At 64.9% G+C, this 22,922-nt stretch carries 21 protein-coding genes and 1 tRNA gene; 17 read left to right on the top strand and 5 right to left on the bottom strand.

Annotated features, from left to right (window positions below; translation table 11 throughout):
• Window positions 1-152: 152 nt before the first annotated feature.
• The 5 genes from RN01_RS22840 to RN01_RS22820 all read left to right on the top strand — a co-directional run bounded on the left by RN01_RS22840 (window position 153) and on the right by RN01_RS22820 (window position 5,202).
• Window positions 153-1,358, top strand: coding sequence for a branched-chain amino acid ABC transporter substrate-binding protein (locus tag RN01_RS22840; protein ID WP_011517421.1), 1,206 nt, complete (start codon window positions 153-155; stop codon window positions 1,356-1,358).
• Window positions 1,359-1,575: 217 nt separating this feature from the next.
• Entirely contained in the window at window positions 1,576-2,511 is a 936-nt protein-coding gene (locus RN01_RS22835) for a branched-chain amino acid ABC transporter permease (protein ID WP_008644904.1), read from the top strand.
• A 13-nt stretch (window positions 2,512-2,524) separates the two neighbouring features.
• Window positions 2,525-3,679 carry an ABC transporter ATP-binding protein gene (locus tag RN01_RS22830; protein ID WP_017510743.1) on the top strand — a complete coding sequence of 385 codons (1,155 nt, stop codon included), beginning with the start codon at window positions 2,525-2,527 and terminating at the stop codon, window positions 3,677-3,679.
• Window positions 3,680-3,692: 13 nt separating this feature from the next.
• Complete coding sequence (locus RN01_RS22825) at window positions 3,693-4,469, top strand: ABC transporter ATP-binding protein (protein WP_011517420.1); 777 nt, start codon at window positions 3,693-3,695, stop codon at window positions 4,467-4,469.
• A gap of 16 nt (window positions 4,470-4,485) precedes the next feature.
• The gene (locus RN01_RS22820; RefSeq protein WP_011517419.1) at window positions 4,486-5,202 is read left to right on the top strand and encodes an ABC transporter ATP-binding protein; all 717 of its coding nucleotides are present in this window, start codon (window positions 4,486-4,488) and stop codon (window positions 5,200-5,202) included.
• A gap of 112 nt (window positions 5,203-5,314) precedes the next feature.
• Here RN01_RS22820 and RN01_RS22815 read toward each other — a convergent pair whose 3' ends face one another.
• Window positions 5,315-6,502, bottom strand: a complete 1,188-nt coding sequence (locus RN01_RS22815; RefSeq protein WP_008644896.1) for an acetylornithine transaminase — start codon at window positions 6,500-6,502, stop codon at window positions 5,315-5,317.
• Between the two features lie 277 nt (window positions 6,503-6,779).
• Window positions 6,780-7,835, bottom strand: coding sequence for a CDP-6-deoxy-delta-3,4-glucoseen reductase (locus RN01_RS22810; protein ID WP_017510744.1), 1,056 nt, complete (start codon window positions 7,833-7,835; stop codon window positions 6,780-6,782).
• Between the two features lie 10 nt (window positions 7,836-7,845).
• Here RN01_RS22810 and RN01_RS22805 point away from each other — a divergent pair, with 10 nt between their 5' ends.
• The 11 genes from RN01_RS22805 (at window position 7,846) to hutG (ending at window position 20,134) form a co-directional block, all read left to right on the top strand.
• Entirely contained in the window at window positions 7,846-8,871 is a 1,026-nt protein-coding gene (locus tag RN01_RS22805; RefSeq protein ID WP_017510745.1) for an NAD-dependent epimerase/dehydratase family protein, read from the top strand.
• 329 nt (window positions 8,872-9,200) lie between these two features.
• On the top strand, window positions 9,201-10,154 hold the full coding sequence (locus tag RN01_RS22800) for an ABC transporter substrate-binding protein (RefSeq protein WP_017510746.1): 954 nt from the start codon (window positions 9,201-9,203) through the stop codon (window positions 10,152-10,154).
• A 16-nt stretch (window positions 10,155-10,170) separates the two neighbouring features.
• Window positions 10,171-11,046 carry an ABC transporter permease gene (locus RN01_RS22795; protein WP_017510747.1) on the top strand — a complete coding sequence of 292 codons (876 nt, stop codon included), beginning with the start codon at window positions 10,171-10,173 and terminating at the stop codon, window positions 11,044-11,046.
• Complete coding sequence (locus RN01_RS22790) at window positions 11,043-11,822, top strand: ABC transporter ATP-binding protein (RefSeq protein ID WP_008644773.1); 780 nt, start codon at window positions 11,043-11,045, stop codon at window positions 11,820-11,822. Before RN01_RS22795 ends, RN01_RS22790 begins: the two co-directional genes overlap by 4 nt.
• A 4-nt stretch (window positions 11,823-11,826) precedes the next feature.
• Window positions 11,827-12,594, top strand: coding sequence for a histidine utilization repressor (gene hutC, locus RN01_RS22785; protein WP_017510748.1), 768 nt, complete (start codon window positions 11,827-11,829; stop codon window positions 12,592-12,594).
• A 109-nt stretch (window positions 12,595-12,703) separates the two neighbouring features.
• A complete protein-coding gene (hutH, locus tag RN01_RS22780; RefSeq protein ID WP_017510749.1) occupies window positions 12,704-14,272 on the top strand; it encodes a histidine ammonia-lyase in 1,569 nt (522 codons plus the stop codon).
• Window positions 14,273-14,340: 68 nt separating this feature from the next.
• Window positions 14,341-16,047 carry a urocanate hydratase gene (gene hutU, locus RN01_RS22775; RefSeq protein WP_017510750.1) on the top strand — a complete coding sequence of 569 codons (1,707 nt, stop codon included), beginning with the start codon at window positions 14,341-14,343 and terminating at the stop codon, window positions 16,045-16,047.
• A complete protein-coding gene (locus tag RN01_RS22770; RefSeq protein ID WP_017510751.1) occupies window positions 16,044-16,619 on the top strand; it encodes a HutD family protein in 576 nt (191 codons plus the stop codon). The genes hutU and RN01_RS22770 overlap by 4 nt, the downstream gene beginning before the upstream one ends.
• Window positions 16,616-17,863 carry an imidazolonepropionase gene (gene hutI, locus RN01_RS22765; protein WP_017510752.1) on the top strand — a complete coding sequence of 416 codons (1,248 nt, stop codon included), beginning with the start codon at window positions 16,616-16,618 and terminating at the stop codon, window positions 17,861-17,863. The genes RN01_RS22770 and hutI overlap by 4 nt, the downstream gene beginning before the upstream one ends.
• On the top strand, window positions 17,860-19,269 hold the full coding sequence (locus tag RN01_RS22760; RefSeq protein ID WP_024569071.1) for a formimidoylglutamate deiminase: 1,410 nt from the start codon (window positions 17,860-17,862) through the stop codon (window positions 19,267-19,269). Before hutI ends, RN01_RS22760 begins: the two co-directional genes overlap by 4 nt.
• Before the next feature lie 49 nt (window positions 19,270-19,318).
• A complete protein-coding gene (hutG, locus tag RN01_RS22755) occupies window positions 19,319-20,134 on the top strand; it encodes an N-formylglutamate deformylase (RefSeq protein ID WP_008644124.1) in 816 nt (271 codons plus the stop codon).
• 120 nt (window positions 20,135-20,254) lie between these two features.
• On the opposite strand, the gene RN01_RS22750 is transcribed toward hutG, so the two are convergent.
• The 3 genes from RN01_RS22750 to RN01_RS22740 all read right to left on the bottom strand — a co-directional run bounded on the left by RN01_RS22750 (window position 20,255) and on the right by RN01_RS22740 (window position 21,988).
• Window positions 20,255-21,004 (bottom strand): M48 family metallopeptidase, encoded by a 750-nt coding sequence (locus RN01_RS22750; RefSeq protein WP_011517408.1) that lies wholly within the window; start codon window positions 21,002-21,004, stop codon window positions 20,255-20,257.
• 438 nt (window positions 21,005-21,442) lie between these two features.
• A tRNA-Leu gene (locus RN01_RS22745) sits at window positions 21,443-21,527 on the bottom strand.
• Window positions 21,528-21,625: 98 nt separating this feature from the next.
• Window positions 21,626-21,988 (bottom strand): HNH endonuclease, encoded by a 363-nt coding sequence (locus RN01_RS22740; RefSeq protein ID WP_008644121.1) that lies wholly within the window; start codon window positions 21,986-21,988, stop codon window positions 21,626-21,628.
• 103 nt (window positions 21,989-22,091) lie between these two features.
• Here RN01_RS22740 and RN01_RS22735 point away from each other — a divergent pair.
• Window positions 22,092-22,922: alpha/beta hydrolase (locus tag RN01_RS22735; protein WP_039016774.1), on the top strand; the 831-nt coding region annotated here is incomplete at its 3' end.

Here is a 22,922-nt window from a genome sequence, read left to right as displayed (position 1 = left end):
AAAGGTTCAGGTTGTTGCGTCGCGTATTGCATCTACAAAGAAAGGGGATACAATTCGCGCGTTTCAAATTGAAACTAAACAAAGGCGGTTCGGGGAATACGTCCGGGAGGCGTGTTTTATTCCCTGTTTTTGTGAATCCTAGGAGATCACTCATGCAATTCACGTTTGCCAAGATTCTGCCGATCGCGGCCGCTGTGGCGCTGGTCGCTGCATGTGGCAAGAAAGAAGAAAAGCCGGTGGAATCGGCCGCACCGGCACCCGCTGCCACGGCGGCAGCCGACACGAGTGGCGGCGAGACCATCGTCAAGATCGGTCACGCGGCGCCCCTGACCGGTGGCATTGCCCACCTTGGCAAGGACAACGAGAACGGCGCCCGCCTGGCCGTGGAAGAGGTCAACAAGGATGGCCTGACCATCAACGGCAAGAAGATCAAGCTGGAACTGGTTGGCGAAGACGACGCGGCCGATCCGAAGACCGGTACCGCCGTGGCCCAGAAGCTGGTGGACGCCAAGGTCGTGGCCGTGGTGGGCCACCTGAACTCGGGCGTGTCGATCCCGGCTTCGAAGATCTACAGCGATGCCGGCATCGTCCAGATCTCGCCGTCGTCGACCAACCCCGACTACACCAAGCAAGGCTTCAAGACCACCTATCGCGTGGTGGCGACCGATGCCCAGCAAGGTCCGGCACTGGCCAACTACGCTGCCAAGACCCTGCACGCCAAGACCGTGGCCATCGTTGACGATGCCACTGCCTACGGCAAGGGCCTGGCCGATGAGTTCGAGAAGACCTCGAAGGCCGATGGCGTGAACGTGGTGGCACGTGAAGCCACCAACGACAAGGCCACCGACTTCAAGGCCATTCTGACCAAGATCAAGGGCAAGAAGCCCGACGTGATCATGTACGGCGGCATGGACGCCACCGGCGGTCCGTTCGCCAAGCAGGCCAAGGAACTCGGCATCACGGCGAAGATCGTTGGCGGCGATGGTGTCTGTACCGACAAGGTAGCCGAACTGGCTGGCGACGCCGTGGACAACCTCATCTGCTCGGAAGCCGGTCTGGCACTGTCCAAGATGGAGAAGGGCGCCGACTTCGAGAAGCGCTACCAGGCACGTTTCAACTCGCCGGTGCAGATCTACGCGCCGTTCACCTATGACGCCGTCATGGTGATCGTCGACGCGATGAAGCGCGCCAATTCGACCGACGCGGCGGCCATCCTGGCCGAGATGCCGAAGACGAACTACAAGGGTGTGATCGGCAACATCGCCTTCGACGAGAAGGGCGATATGAAGGAGGGCACCATCACGCTGTACGACTACAAGGACAAGAAGAAGTCCGTCCTCGACGTCGTGAAGATGTAATCAGGGCTTACCAGCCCAGACGAACGGCACCGTGAGCACTTTTACGGTGCCGTTCTTTTTAGTCTCGCCAACGTGTTGACAGCATCCTTACCAAGGGTGGAACAGGGCGGGAGGCACACCAGCAGAGCAACACCCACACCTGACCTATCCAACATTACCGTCCCATCCGAGGCATCCACACCATGCCGGCCGGATCGGGGCTGAAGCAGGAGTTTTCATGGATATCTTTATCCAGCAGATCGTGAACGGTCTTGTGCTCGGCAGCATCTACGCGCTGATCGCACTGGGCTACACCATGGTCTACGGCATTCTGGGCATCATCAACTTCGCGCACGGCGATGTGCTGATGATTGGCGCGCTGACCGCTTTGTCGGCAATCATGGGGCTGCAAAAGTTCGCCCCCGGCCTGCCCGAATGGCTGACGCTGGTGATCGCCACGCTGATCGCCATGCCCGTCTGTGCAGTTCTGGCCTATACCATCGAACGCGTGGCCTACCGGCCGTTGCGCAACGCGCCACGATTGGCCCCGCTTATTACCGCGATCGGCGTCTCGATCATTCTCCAGACCATGGGGATGCTGATCTGGTCGCGTAACCCGCTGACGTTCCCGCAACTGCTGCCGTCGAGCCCGATCGACATCGGCTCCACCGGCGCCACGATCACCGGCAAGGAAATCGTCATCATCGGCCTGGCCGTGATGGTGATGGCGGGCCTGCTGGCCCTGGTGAACCGTACCAAGCTCGGCCGCGCCATGCGCGCCACCGCCGAGAACCAGAAGGTGGCGGGCCTGATGGGCGTCAACCCCAACTTCGTGATTTCCGCCACGTTCATGATCGGTGCGGCGCTTGCGGCGCTGGCCGGCGTCATGATGGCCACCAACTACGGCAATGCCCACTTCTACATGGGCTTCATCCCGGGCCTGAAGGCGTTCACCGCCGCGGTGCTCGGCGGCATCGGCAACCTGGCCGGCGCAATGGTCGGGGGCATGCTGCTGGGCCTGATCGAGGCGCTTGGCGCGGGCTACATCGGCGACCTGACCAACGGTGTGTTCGGCTCGAACTACCAGGACGTGTTCGCCTTCATCGTGCTGATCATCGTGCTCGTGTTCCGTCCGTCCGGCATCATGGGCGAACGTGTGGCTGACCGCGCCTGAGGGGAGAGAATCCATGAATACTCCGATTCCATCCACAGCCGTGGCGGCGCCGTCGCGCGTGCCGGCCAAGACGCTGGCCGCGCTGGTCGGCTTCCTGGTGGTCGCGCTCTGCGCGCCGTTCTTCGTCCAGACCTTCGGCGGCAACTACTGGGTGCGCGTGCTCGACTTCGCGCTGCTCTACATCATGCTGGCGCTGGGCCTGAACATCGTGGTCGGCTTTGCCGGTCTGCTTGATCTGGGCTACATCGCGTTCTACGCGGTAGGCGCCTACATGATGGCGTTGCTCGGCTCGCCTCACCTGTCCAACCAGTTCGAGTGGATCCACCAGCTGTTCCCTAACGGACTGCACTTGTCGATGTGGTTCGTCCTGCCAATCGCTGTGGTGGTGGCGGCCACGTTCGGTGTGCTGCTGGGTGCGCCAACGCTGAAACTACGCGGGGATTACCTAGCCATCGTGACACTGGGCTTCGGCGAGATCGTCCGCATCTTCATGAACAACCTGGACCGTCCGGTGAACATCACCAACGGCCCCAAGGGCATCACGGCAGTGGATCCGGTCCACATCTTCGGTTTCGACTTCTCGAAGTCGCACGAGATCTTCGGGCTCAAGTTCACACCGGTGTTCATGTACTACTACCTGCTGGTGGCGCTGGTCATCATCATCGTGTTTATCTGCCTGCGATTGCAGAACTCGCGTATCGGCCGTGCCTTCGTGGCCATCCGCGAAGACGAGATCGCCGCCAAGGCGATGGGCATCAACACGCGCAACATCAAGCTGCTGGCCTTTGCCATGGGCGCCTCGTTTGGCGGTGCATCAGGTGCGACTTTCGGCGCATTCCAGGGCTTCGTCTCGCCGGAATCGTTCACGTTGTGGGAATCGATCTACGTCCTGGCGATCGTGGTGCTGGGCGGCATGGGCCACATCCCGGGCGTGATCCTGGGCGGCATCCTTCTGGTGGGCTTCCAGGAGCTGTTGCGTGCCGTGGCGGAACCGATCCAGACCGGCATCTTCGGCCAGGTCATTGTCGATGCCGAAGTGCTGCGCCAGTTGTTGTTCGGTCTGGCCCTGGTGGGCGTGATGCTTTATCGCCCGGCCGGCCTGTGGCCATCGCCACGCAAGGAAGACCGCCCGGTTGTGCGTCGTGCCGGCAGTGTCGGTCGTTTCTGAACAGGGGGACAACATGAGCAATTCCGATTTCCTCCTGTCCGTACAGGGGGTCAACAAACGTTTTGGTGGCCTGCAGGCACTGTCCGATGTGGGCCTGCAGATCAATCCGGGTGAGATCTATGGACTTATCGGCCCGAACGGCGCCGGCAAGACCACGTTCTTCAATGTGATCACGGGCCTGTACACGCCGGACTCCGGCGAGTTCGTGCTGGGCGGCAAGCCGTACCAGCCGACTGCCGTGCACGAAGTGGCCAAGGCTGGCATCGCGCGCACGTTCCAGAACATCCGCCTGTTCGGCGACATGACCGCGCTGGAAAACGTGATGGTGGGCCGGCACGTGCGCACCAAGGCAGGCCTGTTCGGCGCCATCTTCCGTCCGCCTGCGGTGCGTCAGGAAGAAGAGGCCGTTGAAGACATGGCCCACGATCTGCTCGAGTACGTTGGCATCGGCAAGTACGCCAACTTCACGTCGCGCAACCTGTCGTACGGCCACCAGCGTCGTCTGGAGATCGCCCGCGCGCTGGCCACCGAGCCAAAGCTTCTGGCGCTGGATGAACCCGCCGCCGGCATGAACGCCACCGAGAAGGTGGAGTTGCGAGGCCTGCTGGAGAAGATCAAGAACGATGGCAAGACCATCCTGTTGATCGAACACGACGTCAAGCTTGTGATGGGCTTGTGCAACCGCCTCACCGTGCTGGACTACGGCAAGGTCATCGCGCAGGGCCTGCCGCACGAAGTGCAGAACAATCCTGCCGTGATCGAGGCTTACCTCGGCGCAGCGGCGCACTAAGGCGGGAGAGACGCAAATGACACAGACGATCCTGAAGATCTCGGGCCTGAAGGTGGCCTACGGCGGCATCCAGGCCGTCAAGGGCGTGGACCTGGATATCAAAGACGGCGAACTCGTGACGCTGATCGGCGCCAACGGCGCCGGCAAGACCACCACCATGAAGGCCATCACCGGCCTGCAGGGCTGGGCCGGCGGCGACGTGGAGTACATGGGCAAGTCGATCAAGGGCGTGCCCAGCTATGCGCTGCTCAAGCAAGGGCTGGCGATGGTGCCGGAAGGCCGCGGCGTGTTCGCGCGCATGACGATCACCGAGAACCTGCAGATGGGAGCGTACACGCGCAACGACGAGGCCGGCATCAAGGCTGACATCGACCGCATGTTCGAAACGTTCCCGCGCCTGAAGGAGCGTGCCAACCAGCTTGCCGGCACGATGTCTGGCGGCGAGCAACAGATGCTGGCCATGGCCCGCGCGCTGATGAGCCAGCCGAAACTGTTGTTGCTGGATGAGCCGTCGATGGGTCTCTCGCCGATCATGGTCGAGAAGATCTTTGAGGTGGTGCGCACGGTGTCGTCGCAGGGTGTGACCGTTCTGCTGGTCGAGCAGAACGCGCGCCTGGCGCTGCAGGCGGCCCATCGCGGCTACGTGATGGAGTCTGGCCTGATCACGATGAGCGGCGACGCAAAGCAGATGCTCGACGATCCGAAGGTGCGGGCCGCGTATCTGGGGGAGTAAAAGGCCGGTGGTGCTCCTGTCTCCGGCTTGCGGGAGAGGGGAGCAGACACCCGGTGCTTCAAACAAAAAATGCCTCGCGAAAGCGAGGCATTTTTCATTGCATGGCGTGAAGTCAGGCCAGCTTCTTCAGCAACTCGCGCAGCATGCCGATCATCTGGTCGATCTCTTCGCGGGTCACGTTCAGCGCGGGCATGAAGCGCAGCAGGTTCGGGCGCGGCGCGTTCAGCAGCAGGCCCACCGGCGACATCTCGCGTGCTTCTTCCACGAGTTGTGGGCCGATGTCCTTGCCCAGCACCAGCGCGCGCAGCAGGCCTTCACCACGTTCGCCACCCAGGCCGAATTCCTTCGTCAGCACCAGCAGTTGCTCGCGCAGGTATTCGCCCTTGGCCTTCACGTCGTCCAGGAAGCCCGGCGCGGTCAGTTGTTCCATGACCGAGCTGCCCACGGCTGTCATCAGTGGGTTGCCGTTGTACGTGCCGCCCTGGTCGCCGGCTTCGAAGCTGGCGACATCGGCCTTGCACAGCAGCGCGGACAGCGGCACGCCGCCACCAATGCCCTTGCCGAGCGTCATGATGTCCGGCTCCACACCCGACAGCTCATACGCGAACAGCGTGCCGCAGCGGCCGCAGCCGGTCTGCACTTCATCGACGATGAACAGCAGCTTGTGCTTGTCGGCCAGCGCGCGCAGGCCCTGCATGAATTCGCGCGTGGCGGGAATCACGCCGCCTTCGCCCTGCACCGGCTCGAGCATGATGCCAACGGTCTTGTCGGTGATCAGCTTTTCCACCGAAGCCAGGTCGTTCAGCTCGGCCTTCGGGAAGCCCGGCACCTGCGGCGCGAAGATCGTGTCCCAGCCGGCCTTGCCCGACGCGCTCATGGTCGCCAACGTGCGGCCATGGAAGCTGTGGTCCATCGTGATGATCTCGTACGCGCCGTTCTTGTGCTTGCGGCCCCACTTGCGTGCGAGCTTGATCGCGCCTTCGTTGGCTTCCGCGCCGCTGTTGGCGAAGAAGACCTTGTCGAAGCAGCTGTTATCGGTGAGCTGCTGCGCCAGCTTCAGCATCGGCTCGTTGTAGAACGCCGGGCTCGGGTTGAGCAGCTTGCGCGCCTGCTTTTCCAGCGCCTGGATCATGCCTTCGTTCGAATGGCCCAGTGCGTTGACCGCCCAACCCTGCACGAAATCGAGATAGCGCTTGCCGTTATGGTCCGTCAGCCACGACCCCTTGCCTTCGGTGAAAACCAGTTCGGGCCGGTTGGTGATGTACATCAGGGATTGGACGGGAAACTCAGCAAATGCCATGGCGGACTCCTGGGGTCGGCATGAAACTAAAAGTCGAAAAAAGCAAAAAGCCACGGGGATTGCCCGTGGCTTGTTGACCTGAACAGACGCTGTTGACGGTCAGCCGCGCGGCACCCCGAATGGGAGCAACGTACGAGCGCGGCGTCGGATGAAGTTGGCGGTGTTCATGGCGGCCAATATAAGACGCATGGGCCCGGGTGTCAAAGCGAAATTTGGCAGGCCCGGGTGCCATTGTTGTGTCAGCGGAACGGCGAGTGGCGTTCTGGGGGCAATGCCCTCAGGCCACGCCACCCTTGTGCAGGTCTGCTTCTGACGTGAACGAGTCGGCGAAGAACGCGTCCTCGTGCAGCTTGCATTGCGCCGAGAAGTCGCCGCGCGCGGCGTTCACCATCACGGGCGCGCCGCAGGCGTAGACCTCGTGGCCGGACAGGTCCGGATGGTCGGCCATTACCGCCTGGTGAACGAACCCCGTGCGGCCGGTCCAGTTGTCTTCAGCCTGCGCGTCGGATACCACTGGCACGTACTTGAAGTTCGGGAGGTCGCGCGCCCACTGTTCGCACAGCGCGTGCATGTACAGGTCGCGCGGACGGCGTCCGCCCCAGTACAGCGTCATCGGACGGGTGATGCCCGTGTACGCGGCATGTTCGACAATCGCCTTGATCGGGGCGAAGCCGGTACCGGAGGCCAGCAGGATGATCGGCTTGTCCGATTCCTCGCGCAGGAAGAAGCTGCCGAGCGGGCCTTCGAAGCGCAGGATGTCGCGCTCCTTCATGGCCGGCGCGCCTTCCTTGGCGCCGAATACGTAGTCGGTGAACGCGCCGCCGGGCATGTGGCGGATATGCAGTTCGATCGGGCCTTCCTCGTGCGGCGGCGTGGCGATCGAGTAGCTGCGGCGCTTGCCGTCACGCAGCAGGAATTCCACGTACTGGCCGGCCAGGTACTGCATGCGCTCGGTGGCGGGCAGTTGCAGCTTGATGGCGATGACGTCGTCGGCCAGGCGCTCCACCGAGCTCACGCGGCAGGGAATCTTCTTGATCGGAATATCGCCGGCGCCATGCACCTCGCGGCATTCGATCGTGATGTCGGAAGTGGCGTTGGCGCAGCAGAACAGCGCGCGGCCTTCCGTTTTTTCCTGGGCGGTCAGGGCCGCAGCGGCGTGGTCGCCCTGGTGGATCGTGCCTTCTAGCACGCGGCCCTTGCAGGAGCCACACGCACCGTTCTTGCACCCGTAGGGCAAGCCAATGCTGTGGCGCAGGGCCGCGCCAAGGATGGTTTCATCGGTGGCCACTTCGAACTTGTGGCCGCTGGGCATTACGGTGACTTGATACGCCATAATCGGATCTATGAGCCAAATTCTGTCGCCGCGAACGGCATTGTCTTCCCCACGGGGCGCACGGCGCCTGGGTCGTCCGCGCCTGCTGATCGTCGGTTGCGGCGATGTCGGCACGCGCATCCTGCGCCTGCTGTCCGCGCGTATGCGCGTGTTCGCCGTCACTTCACAACCAGAACGCCGGGCCGAGCTTCGCGCAGCTGGTGCGGTGCCGCTGGTGGCGGACCTGGACCGGCCCGCTACGCTGGCGCGTCTGTCGCGGCTGGCGGAGCGGGTGATCGATCTGGCGCCGCCGCCCGGGCAGGGCGAGGGCGATCCGCGCACGCAGGGTTTGCTCGGCGCGTTGCGTCGCACGGCGTGGCGTCGAGCACGCTTCACCCGGCTCCCCACCGGCGCTGGCGAGGCCGCCATTCTACCCGAGCAAGGCTGGCACCGGGCGTTTCAGACATCCCGCCGGCACCAGTCGCGCGGGGTGTTCGTCTACGCCAGCACGACCGGTGTCTACGGTGATCGCGGCGGCGCCCGCGTGCGGGAATTCGATGCGGTGCGCCCGCAGACCGCCCGTGCGCGCCGTCGGGTCGCCGCGGAAGCGGCGGTGCGGCGTTTTGGCCGCGACGCCGGCTGGCGTGCCGGTATCGTCCGGATTCCGGGCATTTACGCCGAGGATCGCCTGCCAATCGCGCGCCTGAACAAGCGCACGCCGGCGCTGGCGTCGCAGGATGACGTCTACACAAGCCACATCCATGCCGACGACCTGGCGCGCACGATGATCGCGGCGATGTGGCGTGGCCGCCCGCAGCGCGTGGTCCACGCCAGTGATGACACGGAATTGCGCATGGCCGATTACTTCGACCTCGTGGCAGACCGCAAGGGCCTGCCGCGGCCGCCGCGCATCACGCGGCAGCAGGCGCGCGAGATGATCGAGCCGACGTTGCTGAGCTTCATGAGCGAGTCGCGCCGGATCGACAATCGCCGGCTCAAGCGCGAACTGCGGCTGCGGCTGCGATACCCCACCGTCGCGTCGTTCTTCGACCGCTGAACATCTCTGCTCCCGCCATCTCGCGGTGGCACGCCGATTGCATATGCCTTTGTCATCGCTTGTTGTATATACAGCAATGGTGCGGCGTGCCATCCCAGTGGATCCGGATGTGACCGGCAACGGTGCGCCGCAGCATCCCGGTGCACCGCTATCGCGCGTATTTATTGGTATTCCGGCAATCCGATGCGTGCCTGGTCTCAGGTAAACCCCGGGTTTGACTTGTATATACAGCGTTGCTAAATTGCCCGTCACGGCGGCAGCGCAGTCAGCGCCGCCCGATCCGGGAGACGGGTCCTGCCCCCACATCTGACGACCATTGGAGCCGACGCATGTCGCTGCAACGCCACGCAGTCACCGCCATTCTTGCCCTCGCGGCTTCCGCCGCCGCCACCGCCCATGCGGATAACACGCCGGTTGTGCTCGGCATGAGTGGATGGACCGGCTTTGCGCCGCTGACACTGGCCGACAAGGCCGGCATCTTCAAGAAGCATGGCGTTGACGTGGACATCAAGATGATTCCGCAGAAGGACCGCCACCTTGCGCTGGCGTCAGGCGCGATCCAGTGCGCGGCGACCACGGTGGAAACGCATGTGGCGTGGAATGCCAACGGGGTGCCGATCACGCAGATCGTGCAGCTCGACAAGTCCTATGGCGCGGACGGCCTGGCCGTGCGCGGCGACGTCAAGAGCTTCGCGGACCTGAAGGGCAAGACCATCGGCGTCGATGCGCCGGGCACCGCGCCGTATTTCGGTCTGGCCTGGATGCTCAAGAAGAACGGCATGACGCTGAAGGATGTCAAGGTGACCACGCTGTCGCCACAGGCTGCCGCCCAGGCATTCGTGGCCGGCCAGAACGACGGCGCGATGACGTACGAGCCGTATCTGTCGACCGTGCGCGCGAATCCGGACAAGGGCAAGATCCTGGCCACCACGCTCGACTACCCGATGGTGACCGATACGCTCGGCTGCGCGCCGAAGTGGCTCAAGGACAATCCCAAGGCCGCGCAGGCGCTGGTGGATAGCTATTTCGAAGCGCTCGAAATGATCCGCAAGGAGCCGGACAAGGCCAACGAGATCATGGGCGCGGCGGTCAAGCAGACCGGCGAGCAGTTCGCGAAATCCGCGGCGTACCTGCGCTGGCAGGACAAGGACGCCAACCGCAAGTTCTTCAGTGGTGAGCTGGCCAGCTTCAGCAAGGAAGCCGCAGGCGTGCTGATGGACATCGGCGTGATTCGCCAGGTGCCGGATGTGACGGCGATCTATGACGCACGCTTCCTCAAGTAAGACGGAGTCCCCGGCCATGTCGCAAGCCTCCACGCCAACCACCGCGGCCGCTGCCCGCGTGCCCGCGCCGATCGAGGCGCAGGGCGCGCCCGCGCGGCGCGCGCGCCATCCGTGGATGTCGCCGCTGGTGCCGGTATCGCCCCGCGCGCGCTGGCTGCTTGGCATGTCGTTCTTCGTCGCGTTCTTCGCGGTGTGGGCCGTCGCCACGCTGGGCGGCTTCGTGTCGCGCACGTTCCTGGCCGATCCGCTGACGATGGCGCATGAAGGCTGGATGCTCTTCACGCAGTACGGCTTCATCGGCGATATCGGCATGACCGTGTGGCGCGTGGTGGGCGGGTTCGTGCTGGCCGCGTTGCTGGCCGTGCCGCTCGGCATCTTCATGGGCGCGTACAAGGCCGCGGAAGCGTTCTTCGAACCGTTCGTGTCGTTCTGCCGCTACCTGCCGGCGTCGGCGTTTATTCCGCTGCTGATCCTGTGGGCGGGTATCGGCGAGACGCAGAAGCTGCTGGTGATCTTCATCGGCTCGTTTTTTCAGATCGTGCTGATGGTGGCGGTGACGGTGGGCGGCGCGCGCAAGGATCTGGTGGAAGCGGCCTACACGCTGGGCGCCACGCCGCGTGGCATCGTGCGGCGCGTGCTGATTCCGGGCGCCGCGCCCGATATTGCCGAGACGCTGCGTCTGGTGCTCGGCTGGGCCTGGACCTATGTGATCGTGGCTGAGCTGATCGGCTCGTCGTCAGGCATCGGCCACATGATCACGGACAGCCAGGCACTGCTGAATACCGGACAGATCATCTTCGGCATCATCGTCATCGGCTGCATCGGGCTGGTGTCGGACCTCGTCTTCAAGCAGGCCAACCAGCGCCTGTTCCCGTGGAGTTCGATCAAATGAGCGCGCTGTCGATCCAGCAGGTCTCCCGCACGTTCGAGAATCCGCGCGGTGGCTCCACGCAGGCGCTGCTGCCCGTGGATTTCGAAGTACGCGACAACGATTTCGTGACGATCCTCGGCCCATCGGGCTGCGGCAAATCCACGTTGCTGCGCATCGTGGCAGGGCTTGATACGCCCAGCGGGGGTCGCGTGCTGCTCGATGGCCAGCCGGTGGCCGGCCCGGGCGCGGACCGTGGCATGGTGTTCCAGTCGTACACGTTGTTTCCGTGGCTGACGATCGAGCAGAACGTGCGCTTCGGGCTGCGCGAGCGCGGCATGAGCGAGGCCGCGCAGAAGGAGCGCAGCGACTTCTTCATGGCGCGCGTGGGGCTGCGCGGCTTCGAGCATCACTATCCGAAGCAGCTCTCCGGCGGGATGCAGCAACGCACGGCAATTGCGCGGGCGCTGGCCAACGATCCGAAGATCCTGCTGCTCGACGAGCCGTTCGGCGCGCTCGACAACCAGACCCGCGTGCTGATGCAGGAACTGCTGCTGGGCATCTGGGAGTCCGCACGCAAGACGGTACTATTCGTCACGCACGATATCGACGAGGCCATCTTCATGGCCAACCGGGTGGCGGTGTTCTCCGCGCGGCCGGGTCGGATCAAGAGCGAAATCGCGGTGGACTTCCCCCATCCGCGCCACTACACGATCAAGACCTCTCCCGAGTTCTCCGCGCTGAAGGCACGGCTGACCGAGGAAATTCGCGCCGAAGCCATGGCCTCGGCCGAGCATTGAGACCATGAACCAGTCCGCCAGCCAGGCACCCACCCCGACCAACGCCACCGCGCCTGCCGCGCTGTATCGGCAGGTCAAGGAATACATCGCGCGCCAGATCCAGAGCGGCGTGTGGAAACCCGGTGACCGCGTGCCGTCCGAGCAGGAACTCGTGAACCGCTTCTCGGTATCGCGGATGACGGTCAATCGCGCGCTGCGCGAATTGTCGGAGCAGGGCAGGGTGGTGCGCGTGGCTGGTGTGGGGACGTTTGTGGCCGAGCAGAAGCCGCAGTCGACGCTGCTTTCCGTGGTCAACCTGCAGGACGAGATCCGTATGCGTGGGCATGACTACGCGTGCGACGTGATCCTGGTGGAGCGCGTCTCCGCGCCGATCGAGGTCGCCGCCGCACTGGAGCTGCACACGGGCGAGTCGGTGTACCACTCGGTTTGTGTGCATCGCGAGGACGGCGTGCCAGTTCAACTCGAAGACCGCTACGTGAACCCGCGCGTGGCGCCAGAGTTCATCAACCAGGATTTCAGCGGCACCAAGCCCGGCGAATACCTGTTGCGCAATGTGCCGTACGACCAGGTGGAGCATGTGGTCGATGCCATCTCCGCCACGCCCGAGCAGGCGGCGCAGCTTGAGATGCCGCCGACGCAGCCGTGCCTGCTGCTGACGCGCCGCACATGGACCAACGGCGTGCCGGTGACGTTCGTGCGTTGCCTGCACCCGGGCAACCGCTACCGACTTGGCAGCCGCTTCCGTGCCGACGGCAATCCTGCCTTCGGCTGATATTTGCGCCTGAGGCCAGCAACAGCTGGTCATCGGGCTTATTTTTCGACTAACCTGTATAGACAGGCCCATACAAGGTCTTTATCCAAGACCGACAAGCAAGCAGAGAATGACGATGACCCAAGATTCCCGACCGCTCCTGACGCTGAACCCCGGCCACGTCTCGCTGGACGACCTGCGCCGCATCCATCGTGGCGAAGTGCGACTGGCGATGGCGGAGTCGGCGTGGGCCGGCGTGCGTGCCGCGCAGGCCACCGTGCAGGACATCATCGACGCCGACGCGGTGGTCTATGGCATCAATACCGGCTTCGGCAAGCTTGCCCAGTCGCGCATCGCGCACGACAAGCTCGCCGAACTGCAACGCAATCTGGTGCTCTCGCACAGCGTGGGCACGGGCTCCGACCTGTCCGTCGATACCGTGCGGCTGATCCTGGCCATCAAGGCTGTCAGCCTCGCGCGTGGGCATTCGGGCGTGCGCCCCGAACTGATCGAAGCGCTGCTGGCGCTGGCCAACCACGGCGTGACGCCGTGCATTCCCGCCAAGGGCTCGGTCGGCGCATCGGGCGATCTGGCGCCGCTGGCCCATATGTCCTGCACGCTGATCGGCGTGGGCGATGTGTATGTCGACGGCCAGCGCGTGCCGGCTGCGCAGGGTCTGGTCCATGTGGGGCTCGCCGCCTTCACGCTGGGCCCGAAGGAAGGTCTGGCGTTGCTCAACGGCACGCAGGTTTCCACCGCTCTGGCCCTGGCCGGCCTGTTCGCCGCGGAGGACGCCTTCGCGGCCGGATTGGTGGCGGGCGCGCTGTCGCTCGAAGCGATCAAGGGATCGGTCAAGCCGTTCGATGCTCGCATTCACGCGGCACGCGGCCAGGCGGGCCAGATCGCCGTGGCTGGCGCGGCACGCGCAATGCTTGATGGCAGCGAGATTGTCGACTCGCACAAGCTGTGCGGCCGGGTGCAGGACCCGTACTCGATCCGCTGCCAGCCGCAAGTGATGGGCGCATGCCTGGACAACCTGACCCATGCCGCCCGCATCCTGCGCATCGAAGCCAACGCGGCATCCGACAATCCGCTGGTGTTCTCCGAACAGGGTGATGTGGTCTCCGGCGGCAACTTCCACGCGGAGCCGGTGGCCTTTGCCGCCGACATCATCGCGCTGGCGATTGCCGAGATCGGCGCGATCTCGGAACGCCGTCTTGCGCTGCTGCTCGACACCGGCCTGTCGGGCCTGCCGCCGTTCCTGGTGCGCGATGGCGGCCTGAACTCCGGATTCATGATCGCGCAGGTCACGGCCGCGGCGTTGGCGTCCGAGAACAAGTCACTGGCCCATCCGTCCAGCGTGGACAGCCTGCCCACCTCGGCCAACCAGGAGGACCATGTGTCGATGGCCACCTACGGCGCGCGCCGCCTGGGCGAGATGGCGGCCAACACCGCCGTGATCGTCGGCATCGAGGCGATGGCCGCCGCGCAGGGTATCGAATTTCATCGACCGCTCAAGTCGTCGCCGCTGGTTGAACAGGAACTGGCGCGCATCCGCGCGCGCGTGGCGTTCGTCGAAGCCGATCGCTATCTCGCGCCGGACATCGAGGCCATGAAGCAGTGGGTCGTTCAAGGCGATGCCGGCGCGGGCTGGCCTGAAGCCGTGCGGGCGATCTTGCCGACGAACGTCGGCGCATGAGCTTCGTGAACCGCTAGTCCATTCTCCATTCTCCATTCGAGCAGCCTTCATCCATCCCGGGACCGATCATGAACGCCAACGAACACCAATTCACCCAGACGCTGCGTGGCCCGCGCGAGATCCGCGCGCCGCATGGCAGTCAGCTTCACTGCAAGAACTGGCTGATCGAAGCCGCCTACCGCATGATCCAGAACAATCTCGACCCCGACGTGGCGGAGCGCCCGCAGGATCTGGTGGTCTATGGCGGCATCGGCAAGGCCGCGCGCAACTGGGAGTGCTTCGACGCGATTCTCGACTGCCTGCGCCGTCTGGGCGAAGACGAGTCGCTGCTCGTGCAGTCGGGCAAGCCCGTCGGAGTATTCCGCACCCATGCCGATGCGCCGCGTGTGCTGATCGCCAACTCGAACCTGGTGCCGCACTGGGCAAACTGGGACAAGTTCAACGAACTCGATCGCGCCGGGCTGATGATGTACGGTCAGATGACTGCTGGCTCGTGGATCTACATCGGCACGCAGGGCATCGTGCAGGGCACGTTCGAGACCTTTGCCGAAGCAGGCAACCAGCACTACAACGGCGACCTGACCGGCAAGTGGATCCTGACCGCTGGCTTGGGCGGGATGGGTGGCGCGCAGCCGCTGGCCGGCGTGCTGGCCGGTGCTTGTGTGCTGGCGATCGAATGCCAGGAATCGCGCATCGATTTCCGTATCCGCACGCGCTATCTCGACAAGAAGGCCACCACGCTCGATGAAGCGCTGGCGATGATTGCCGAGGCCACGAAAAATGGCCAGGCGATCTCGGTGGGGCTGCTCGGCAATGCCGCAGAGATCGTGCCGGAGCTGGTGCGTCGCGCGCAGGCCGGCGGTATGCGGCCGGACATCGTCACCGACCAGACTTCCGCCCATGATCTCGTCAACGGCTACCTGCCAGAGGGCTGGACCGTGGCGCAATGGGAGGACCTGCGCCAGCGCGATCCGAAGGCCGTGGAAGCGGCCGCGCGTACGTCGATCGTCAAGCATGTGGAGGCGATGCTCGCGTTCCAGCAGATGGGTGTGCCCACGCTCGACTATGGCAACAACATCCGTCAGGTGGCGTTCGACGAAGGCGTGAAGAACGCCTTCGATTTTCCCGGCTTCGTGCCCGCGTATATCCGTCCGCTGTTTTGCCGCGGCAAGGGGCCGTTCCGCTGGGTGGCGCTCTCCGGCGACCCCGAGGATATCTACAAGACCGACGCCAAGATGAAGGAACTGTTCCCGGAGGACAAGCACCTGCACCGCTGGCTCGACATGGCGCGCGACCGCATCGCGTTCCAGGGCTTGCCCGCGCGCATCTGCTGGGTTGGTCTCGACGAGCGCCATCGCGCGGGTCTGGCCTTCAATGAAATGGTGAAGTCTGGCGAACTGAAGGCGCCCGTCGTGATCGGCCGCGATCACCTCGACTGCGGCTCGGTGGCATCACCGAACCGCGAGACCGAGGCGATGCGTGATGGATCCGACGCCGTGTCTGATTGGCCACTGCTCAACGCGCTGCTGAACACGGCTGGCGGCGCCACGTGGGTCAGCCTGCACCACGGCGGCGGTGTTGGCATGGGCTTCTCGCAACATGCTGGCGTGGTGATCGTTTGCGATGGTACGGACGCCGCGGCCAGGCGCATCGAGCGCGTGCTGTGGAACGATCCTGCCACCGGTGTGATGCGTCATGCCGATGCCGGCTACGAATCCGCCATCGAATGCGCGAAGGAAAAGGGACTGAATCTGCCGATGGTGAACCGTACATGAAGTTTGGACTCGACAGGATCGTGCCGACGCCGTGGAAGAACGGCGGCGGCACCACGCGTGAAATCGCCGTATGGCCGCCGGGCGCGGGCATGGATACGTTCGACTGGCGCATCAGCGTGGCCGATATCGCCATGGACGGGCCGTTCTCGGCGTTTCCGGGTATCGACCGACAGATCGTGCTGATCGACGGGGCTGGCGTGCATCTGCAGGCTCACGACGATTCGTTTTGCCACAAGCTCAGGCACCTCGGCGAGCCGTTCGCATTCTCCGGCGATAGCGCCGTCCACGCGACGCTGATTGACGGCCCGACGCGCGACTTCAATGTCATGACGCGTCGCGGCGTTTGCCGCGCGGAGGTTCGACTGATGCGTCAGGCGTTCACCGCCGATCCCACCGACGCCACGGTGCTGATCCTGGTGCTGCGCGGCGCATGGGATTGTGGCGACGGCCAGCACATGACGGCTGGCGACGGCATCGTGATGGTGCCCGGAGCGCCGGCTGTCACGATGATTCACGATGAGATGTCCGCGCTGTGCCTGCGCGTGGCCTTGCACAAGGAACCGGTCCGATGAAATTCAACGAAGCGCCGTCAGCCGACGGCGTCTGGCATCACTGCCATCTGCTGCCCGCCGCCGATCCGGCGCAGGCGATTCATGATGGCGCCATCGTCGTCGAGCAGGGCCGCATCGCATGGCTCGGCGCATTCGCCGCGCTGCCCGACGTCTATCGCAATTTGCCGCGGCACGACGCCAACGGCGCGTGGATCACGCCAGGACTGGTCGATTGCCATACCCATCTGGTCTATGGCGGGCAGCGTGCCGACGAGTTCGCGATGCGGCTGGCCGGCGCAAGCTACGAAGAGATTGCGCGCGCGGGAGGCGGCATTGTGTCCACGGTGCGCGCCACGCGCGAGGCGGACGAAGCCACGCTGTTCGCGCAGGCGGCCGAGCGGCTCGAGCCGCTGCTCGCGGAAGGCGTGACCGCGATCGAGATCAAGTCGGGCTATGGCCTGTCGCTGGATGCCGAACGCAAGCAGTTGCGTGTGGCGCGCCAGCTTGGCGAGACCTATGGCGTCGCCGTCCACACGACGTTCCTTGGCGCCCATGCACTGCCACCCGAGTACGCCGGCCGCGCCGACGCGTACATCGAACTGGTCTGCGAGACGATGCTGCCGGCGCTGGCTGCGGAAGGGCTTGTCGATGCGGTCGACGCGTTCTGTGAGGGCATTGGCTTCTCGATCGCGCAGACCACGCGCGTGTTCGAGGCCGCCGCGCGCCACGGCCTGCCGGTCAAGCTCCATGCCGAGCAACTGAGCAACCTGGGCGGCGCGGCGCTGGCTGCGCGCCACAAGGCGATTTCGGCCGATCACCTCGAGCATCTCGACGAGGCCGGAGTGGTGGCGATGGCCGAAGCGGGTACCGTGGCCGTGCTCCTGCCCGGGGCGTATTATTTCCTGCGTGATACGCAACTGCCGCCGCTGGCGCTGCTGCGCAAGCATGGCGTGCCGATGGCGATCTCGACCGATCACAATCCAGGTACGTCGCCCACCACCTCGCTGCTGCTGATGATGAACATGGGCTGCACGATATTCCGCATGACGGTGCCCGAGGTGCTGGCCGGTGTGACGACACACGCGGCACGCGCGCTCGGCGCGGCCGACCGGCATGGCCGGCTGGCGGTGGATCGCGCCGCCGATTTCGTGCTGTGGCAGGTCGCGTCGCCGGCCGAGCTTGCGTACTGGTTCGGCCGCAACCCATGCGCCGCCGTCGTGCGGCGAGGGCGGGTATTCCGCAACGGAGAAGGTTGGCAACGATGACCGCAGTAACAAGCTTGTTTGCGTCGCACGCGTTGCTGCCCGCCGGATGGGCACGCAATGTACGGCTGCAATGGGATGCCCACGGGGTGCTTACGTCGGTGACGACGGATGTGGCACCTGCCCCCGGAGAACCGCAAGCGGCAGGCCCGGTATTGCCCGGGATGCCGAATCTCCATTCCCATGCGTTCCAGCGCGGATTCGCGGGGCTCACCGAATACCGCAGTGTCAGCCAGACCGCTGACCCGGCCGGCGGCGATTCGTTCTGGAGCTGGCGGACGCTGATGTACCGTTTCGCGCTGCGCCTGTCACCCGATGCGCTGGAGGCCATCGCGACCCAGCTCTACATCGAGATGCTGAGCGCGGGCTATACGAGCGTGTGCGAGTTTCACTACGTCCATCGCGATGTCGATGGCAAGCCGTATGCCGATCCGGCCGAGATGTCGCTGCGGCTGTTGCGCGCGGCGCAGACGGCGGGCATCGGCATGACGCTGCTGCCGGTGCTGTATCAGACAGCCGGCTTCGGCGGAAAGCCTCCGCAGGATGACCAGCGACGCTTCCTCAACGATACCGATGCGATGCTGGCGCTGCTGGAAAAGCTCGCGCCCCACTGCGCGGCCTATGGGGCGCGACTCGGCCTCGCGCCGCATTCGCTGCGTGCCGTGCCGCCGCACAGCCTGGCCCAGGCCGTCGCGCACCTGCACGCGATGGACGCGACGGCGCCCGTGCATATCCACATCGCCGAACAGCAGAAAGAGGTGGATGAATGCCTGGCGACCACGGGCGTGCGTCCCGTGCAGTGGCTGCTCGATCACGCGCCGGTGGATGCGCGCTGGTGCCTGGTCCATGCCACGCACATGGACTGGGACGAACGCCGGCGCCTGGCGCACAGCGGCGCGGTGGCGGGCATCTGTCCGACCACCGAGGCGAACCTTGGCGATGGCGTGTTCGACGCGGCGCCGTACCTTGCGCAGAACGGCGCATGGGGCATCGGCTCGGACAGCCATGCCAGCGTGAGCGTGGCCGAGGAACTGCGCCTGTTCGAGTATGGTCAGCGCTTGGCCATGCAGCGGCGCAATGTGCTGGCATCGGCGCGGCATCCGCAGGTGGCGGATCTGCTCTGGCTCGATGCGGTGGCTGGCGGCGCGCGCGCGTCGGCACGTCCGGTGGCCGGGCTGGCTGTGGGGCAGCGTGCCGATTTCGTCGTGCTGGATGGCAATCATCCGACGCTGGCCGGTCTGGACGGCGCACGCGCGTTGGCCACGCACGTGTTTGCCAGCCACGGACATGAGACACTAGCGGAAGTCCGCACCGGCGGCATGTGCCGCGTGCAGCATGGCGTGCATCCGCAACAGGCGGAGGCGGGCCGGTTGTTCGCCGAGACGCGTGCTCGCCTGCTGGCCGACTGAGCCAGGCCAACCGAGCCTGGACTGCAATCCCGAAGCCCCAGAGACAACGATGTCCTTCACCACCGATATCCCCGCTTTCACCCTGCATCGCGGCACACGCCCGCTGCTGGTGTCGATGCCGCACGTTGGCACCCATCTTCCCGCGAAACTGGCCGAGCGCCTGACGCCTGAGGCCCGCACCGTCCCGGACACCGACTGGCACATGGATCGCGTCTATGAATGCGCGCGCGAACTGGGCGCGTCGATCCTGATGGCCACGCACTCGCGCTATGTCATCGACCTGAACCGTCCGCCCGATAACCAGAACCTGTACCCGGGCCAGGACACCACGGGCCTGTGCCCGGTCGATACGTTCGACAAGACGCCGATCTACGCCGATGGCACGAACGGGCCGGACGATGCGGAAGTCGCGCTGCGCCGTGGCGCAGTCTGGCACCCGTACCACAACGCGTTGCAGGAAGAACTGGCGCGTCTGCGTGCCGAGCATGGGACGATTGGTCTCTGGGAAGCGCATTCGATCCGCTCGATGCTGCCGCGCTTCTTCGAAGGCAAGCTGCCCGATTTCAACCTGGGCACCGCCGATGGCAAGAGCTGCGACGCTGGCCTGGCAGCCGAACTGATCGCGATCGCCGACGCGGTGCCGAACCATACCGCGGTGCTCAATGGCCGCTTCAAGGGCGGGTATATCACGCGCCAGTATGGCAACCCGGCGCAGGGCGTGCACGCGGTCCAGCTTGAGCAGACGCAGTCGTCCTACATGGAAGAGGTGTACCCGTTCGCGTACAGCGAGGCCAAGGCCGCCGCGATCCAGCCCGCTATCCGCAAGATGCTGGAGACGATGCTGGCGTTTGTCGAAGCGCGCTGATGCGCCTGCGGTGTTCGTTCCTCTCCCGCTTGCGAGAGAGGAACGGGGGCCAGCGGTTCAATATGCCGTACGTCGCATCCTGAACCTCCACACCCGCTCCCGCGTCCTGGGAGCGCGCGACTACTTCCCGCTGGCGATCCGGTCCTGAATATGCTGCGCGCGCGCAGCCGAACCGGGGTGCGAACTCAGCATGCTCGACTGGCCGCCATCGAGCTTGGCCAGTTTCTGGAATGCCGTGACAAGCGCCTGGCGGTTGGCGCCGTTCTTGGTGAGCAGGTCGAACGAGTAGTCATCGGCCTGGCTCTCCTGTCGCTGCGAGAACTGCGCATTGACGAGCTGCTCGCCGAGCGCACCCAACTGCGACGACGACAGCGCGGTCAACGTGGCGTTGCCCGTCGAACCGAGCAGTCCACGCGCGGCGGCGGTGGAATAGGCCACCTGCATTGCCGACTTGGTATGGCCCAGCGCCACGTGGCCGATCTCGTGGCCGAGCACGCCGCGCACTTCGTCGTCACTCATCATGTCCATCAGCCCGCTATAGACCCGCACGCAACCATTGGCCATGGCCCACGCGTTGACATCCTTGGTCATGTAGACCTTCGCATCGAGCGGCAGCCCGGTGTTCTGCAGGCCGCTCATGATTTTCACGAGCCGTTTCGAATAGGTGCTGTCCGGCGTGGCCAGCGTGTTCTGCTTGTCCATCTGCGCGCAGGACTGGTCGGACAGTTGCTTGACGTTGGCATCACTGAGTGTGGCGGCCGAGAACATGCTGGTGCCAGCCTGGGTGAGGCTATCCATATTGGCGCCGGCGCAGCCAGCCAGTAGTGCGGCGCAGGCGACGGCCGCGGTTGTGGCGGTAAGTCGGATCATCTTCATTCCCTGTGTTGCAGTTATCGAGGATTGTTCGTGCCGGCGGGCCTTCGACGGGCCCGCTCGATCGCACGGTAGAAGAATAAGCAACGGATGCGCCTTTGCGCCAGCGGGATATGTCTTACGTATTCGCGCACAGCCTGCACGATCGGCTCGGTGAGCCGCAGTACGTGGAAGAGCAGGGCTTCGACCGGGACAGCGACAAGCCGGCCTCCGGCGGGCTATACGCGGTTGGCAAGTGGGAAGGTAGCCAGACCACCACGGACCGGGGGCACCTGAGCCTGATGGGCAGCGATGGTCATTCCAGCACCGATGCCAGCGCCAGGGGCAACCCGGTCAATACCAAGGGCAAGGTCGAAGACTGGAGCGTCGGTTTCGCCATGCCTGGATCCTCCACGCTGGCGGTGGATAGGTTGGCAATGGAATCGATGGGGGAGTTGGTGCCCGGGGTCGGACTCGAACCGACACGCCTTGCGGCGGGGGATTTTGAGTCCCCTGCGTCTACCTGTTTCACCACCCGGGCTGGGTATCTGGCGACGGGCGAGAATGCCTGTCGCACTGCGATGAATCGCGGATTATGCCGGAAATCGCCCAGTCGGACAACCCGGGGCGGGTTTGGTGTCAGCGTCCGCGCCGGGCGTTGGTGGCGCGGCTGCGGTCGTAGAAGCCGGGCGGCTTGCGGGCGATCCAGCGGATGAAATCGGCGATGGCTGGATGGGCGCGCAGCGCGTTCCAGTCGTGATAGGTCGTGGCCAGTTCCGCCTCGGTGAAGACCGAGTGGATTTTCTGGTGGCAGACGCGGTGCATTGGCACGACTGCGCGGCCGCCGTGGCTGCGTGGCACAGGGTGGTGGAGGTCGGTTGTGGCGTCGTCCAGCAACCTGCGGCCGCATAGCGGGCAGAGCGATCCGGCTGCGGTTGGCGCTTCGGGGGGCGGGCCGAGTTGGCCATCGTGGCCTTCTCGCAGACGGCGCTTGACGACCATTGGTATTCCTGTGGAGTCAGGGAGGGGCGGCAGTTGCGGTAGGATAGCGCGCAACCGCGCCTTGCGGTGCCCCCCCCCCGAGATGCCACTGGAGCCGAGTGCCATGTCAGTCCAGCCGCCCCTGGATGTTGCCCCTGCCGCCACGTTTGCCGCATTGGCTGAACTCCCTTCGCAGGACCCCGCGTTTTACGCGCAGCAGTACAACAATCGCGCGAACGTGCCCGAGAATCCCGTACACATGGCGCGCTGGGCGGCGGATTCGGCGCTGGCGCGGGCCGGTGCGATCGAGTATTTCGAGGATCTGTCCTACGGAGAGGCGGATTCGCCACTGGTCGCCACCGAGACATACGACTATTTCCCGGCCATGCACGTGCCGGATGGCACGCGTCCGCCATTGCTGGTATTCCTGCACGGTGGCTACTACCGGGCGCTGGACAAGCGCGATCATAGTTTCGTGGCCAGCGTGCCGACTCGGCGCGGTGTGTCGGTGGCGGTTGTCAATTACGCGCTGTGCCCGGACGTGACTGTTGAAACGATCGTGCGTCAGGCACTGGAGGCGGTGGCATGGCTGTATCGCCAGGCTGATGCGCTGGGCCATGACCCGGATCGTATCTTCCTGGCCGGACATTCGGTGGGTGGCCATCTTGTGACCATGCTGATGACGGCGCTGTGGCCGCAGGTCGGTGCCGATCTGCCGGTAGATCTGGTCAAGGGTGGCTTGTCGATCAGCGGTTTGTACGATCTGGAGCCGCTGCGTCGCACCGCGTTCCTGCAGGCCGATCTGAGGCTTACGGAGTCGGACGTCGCGCGCATGTCGCCGGCCTTCATGCCGCCGGCCACGCGCGCCCCACTGATCACGGCGGTGGGCGAACTGGAGTCGAGCGAGTATCACCGCCACAACGCGCTGATTCGCGCGGCATGGCCCGACAATGTG

Origin of the sequence: Cupriavidus sp. SHE, from assembly GCF_000812445.1 — a bacterium.
GTDB classification, from domain to species: Bacteria; Pseudomonadota; Gammaproteobacteria; order Burkholderiales; family Burkholderiaceae; genus Cupriavidus; species Cupriavidus metallidurans.
The sequence above is the reverse complement of the archived record's forward strand: the minus strand, read 5'-3'. Positions and strand labels throughout refer to the sequence as shown.

Coding starts and splice junctions, on each gene's coding strand:
- RN01_RS22840 (WP_011517421.1), top strand. CDS start 153: ATGCAATTCACGTTTGCCAAGATTCTGCCGATCGCGGCCGCTGTGGCG.
- RN01_RS22835 (WP_008644904.1), top strand. CDS start 1,576: ATGGATATCTTTATCCAGCAGATCGTGAACGGTCTTGTGCTCGGCAGC.
- RN01_RS22830 (WP_017510743.1), top strand. CDS start 2,525: ATGAATACTCCGATTCCATCCACAGCCGTGGCGGCGCCGTCGCGCGTG.
- RN01_RS22825 (WP_011517420.1), top strand. CDS start 3,693: ATGAGCAATTCCGATTTCCTCCTGTCCGTACAGGGGGTCAACAAACGT.
- RN01_RS22820 (WP_011517419.1), top strand. CDS start 4,486: ATGACACAGACGATCCTGAAGATCTCGGGCCTGAAGGTGGCCTACGGC.
- RN01_RS22815 (WP_008644896.1), bottom strand. CDS start 6,502: ATGGCATTTGCTGAGTTTCCCGTCCAATCCCTGATGTACATCACCAAC.
- RN01_RS22810 (WP_017510744.1), bottom strand. CDS start 7,835: ATGGCGTATCAAGTCACCGTAATGCCCAGCGGCCACAAGTTCGAAGTG.
- RN01_RS22805 (WP_017510745.1), top strand. CDS start 7,846: ATGAGCCAAATTCTGTCGCCGCGAACGGCATTGTCTTCCCCACGGGGC.
- RN01_RS22800 (WP_017510746.1), top strand. CDS start 9,201: ATGTCGCTGCAACGCCACGCAGTCACCGCCATTCTTGCCCTCGCGGCT.
- RN01_RS22795 (WP_017510747.1), top strand. CDS start 10,171: ATGTCGCAAGCCTCCACGCCAACCACCGCGGCCGCTGCCCGCGTGCCC.
- RN01_RS22790 (WP_008644773.1), top strand. CDS start 11,043: ATGAGCGCGCTGTCGATCCAGCAGGTCTCCCGCACGTTCGAGAATCCG.
- hutC (WP_017510748.1), top strand. CDS start 11,827: ATGAACCAGTCCGCCAGCCAGGCACCCACCCCGACCAACGCCACCGCG.
- hutH (WP_017510749.1), top strand. CDS start 12,704: ATGACGATGACCCAAGATTCCCGACCGCTCCTGACGCTGAACCCCGGC.
- hutU (WP_017510750.1), top strand. CDS start 14,341: ATGAACGCCAACGAACACCAATTCACCCAGACGCTGCGTGGCCCGCGC.
- RN01_RS22770 (WP_017510751.1), top strand. CDS start 16,044: ATGAAGTTTGGACTCGACAGGATCGTGCCGACGCCGTGGAAGAACGGC.
- hutI (WP_017510752.1), top strand. CDS start 16,616: ATGAAATTCAACGAAGCGCCGTCAGCCGACGGCGTCTGGCATCACTGC.
- RN01_RS22760 (WP_024569071.1), top strand. CDS start 17,860: ATGACCGCAGTAACAAGCTTGTTTGCGTCGCACGCGTTGCTGCCCGCC.
- hutG (WP_008644124.1), top strand. CDS start 19,319: ATGTCCTTCACCACCGATATCCCCGCTTTCACCCTGCATCGCGGCACA.
- RN01_RS22750 (WP_011517408.1), bottom strand. CDS start 21,004: ATGATCCGACTTACCGCCACAACCGCGGCCGTCGCCTGCGCCGCACTA.
- RN01_RS22740 (WP_008644121.1), bottom strand. CDS start 21,988: ATGGTCGTCAAGCGCCGTCTGCGAGAAGGCCACGATGGCCAACTCGGC.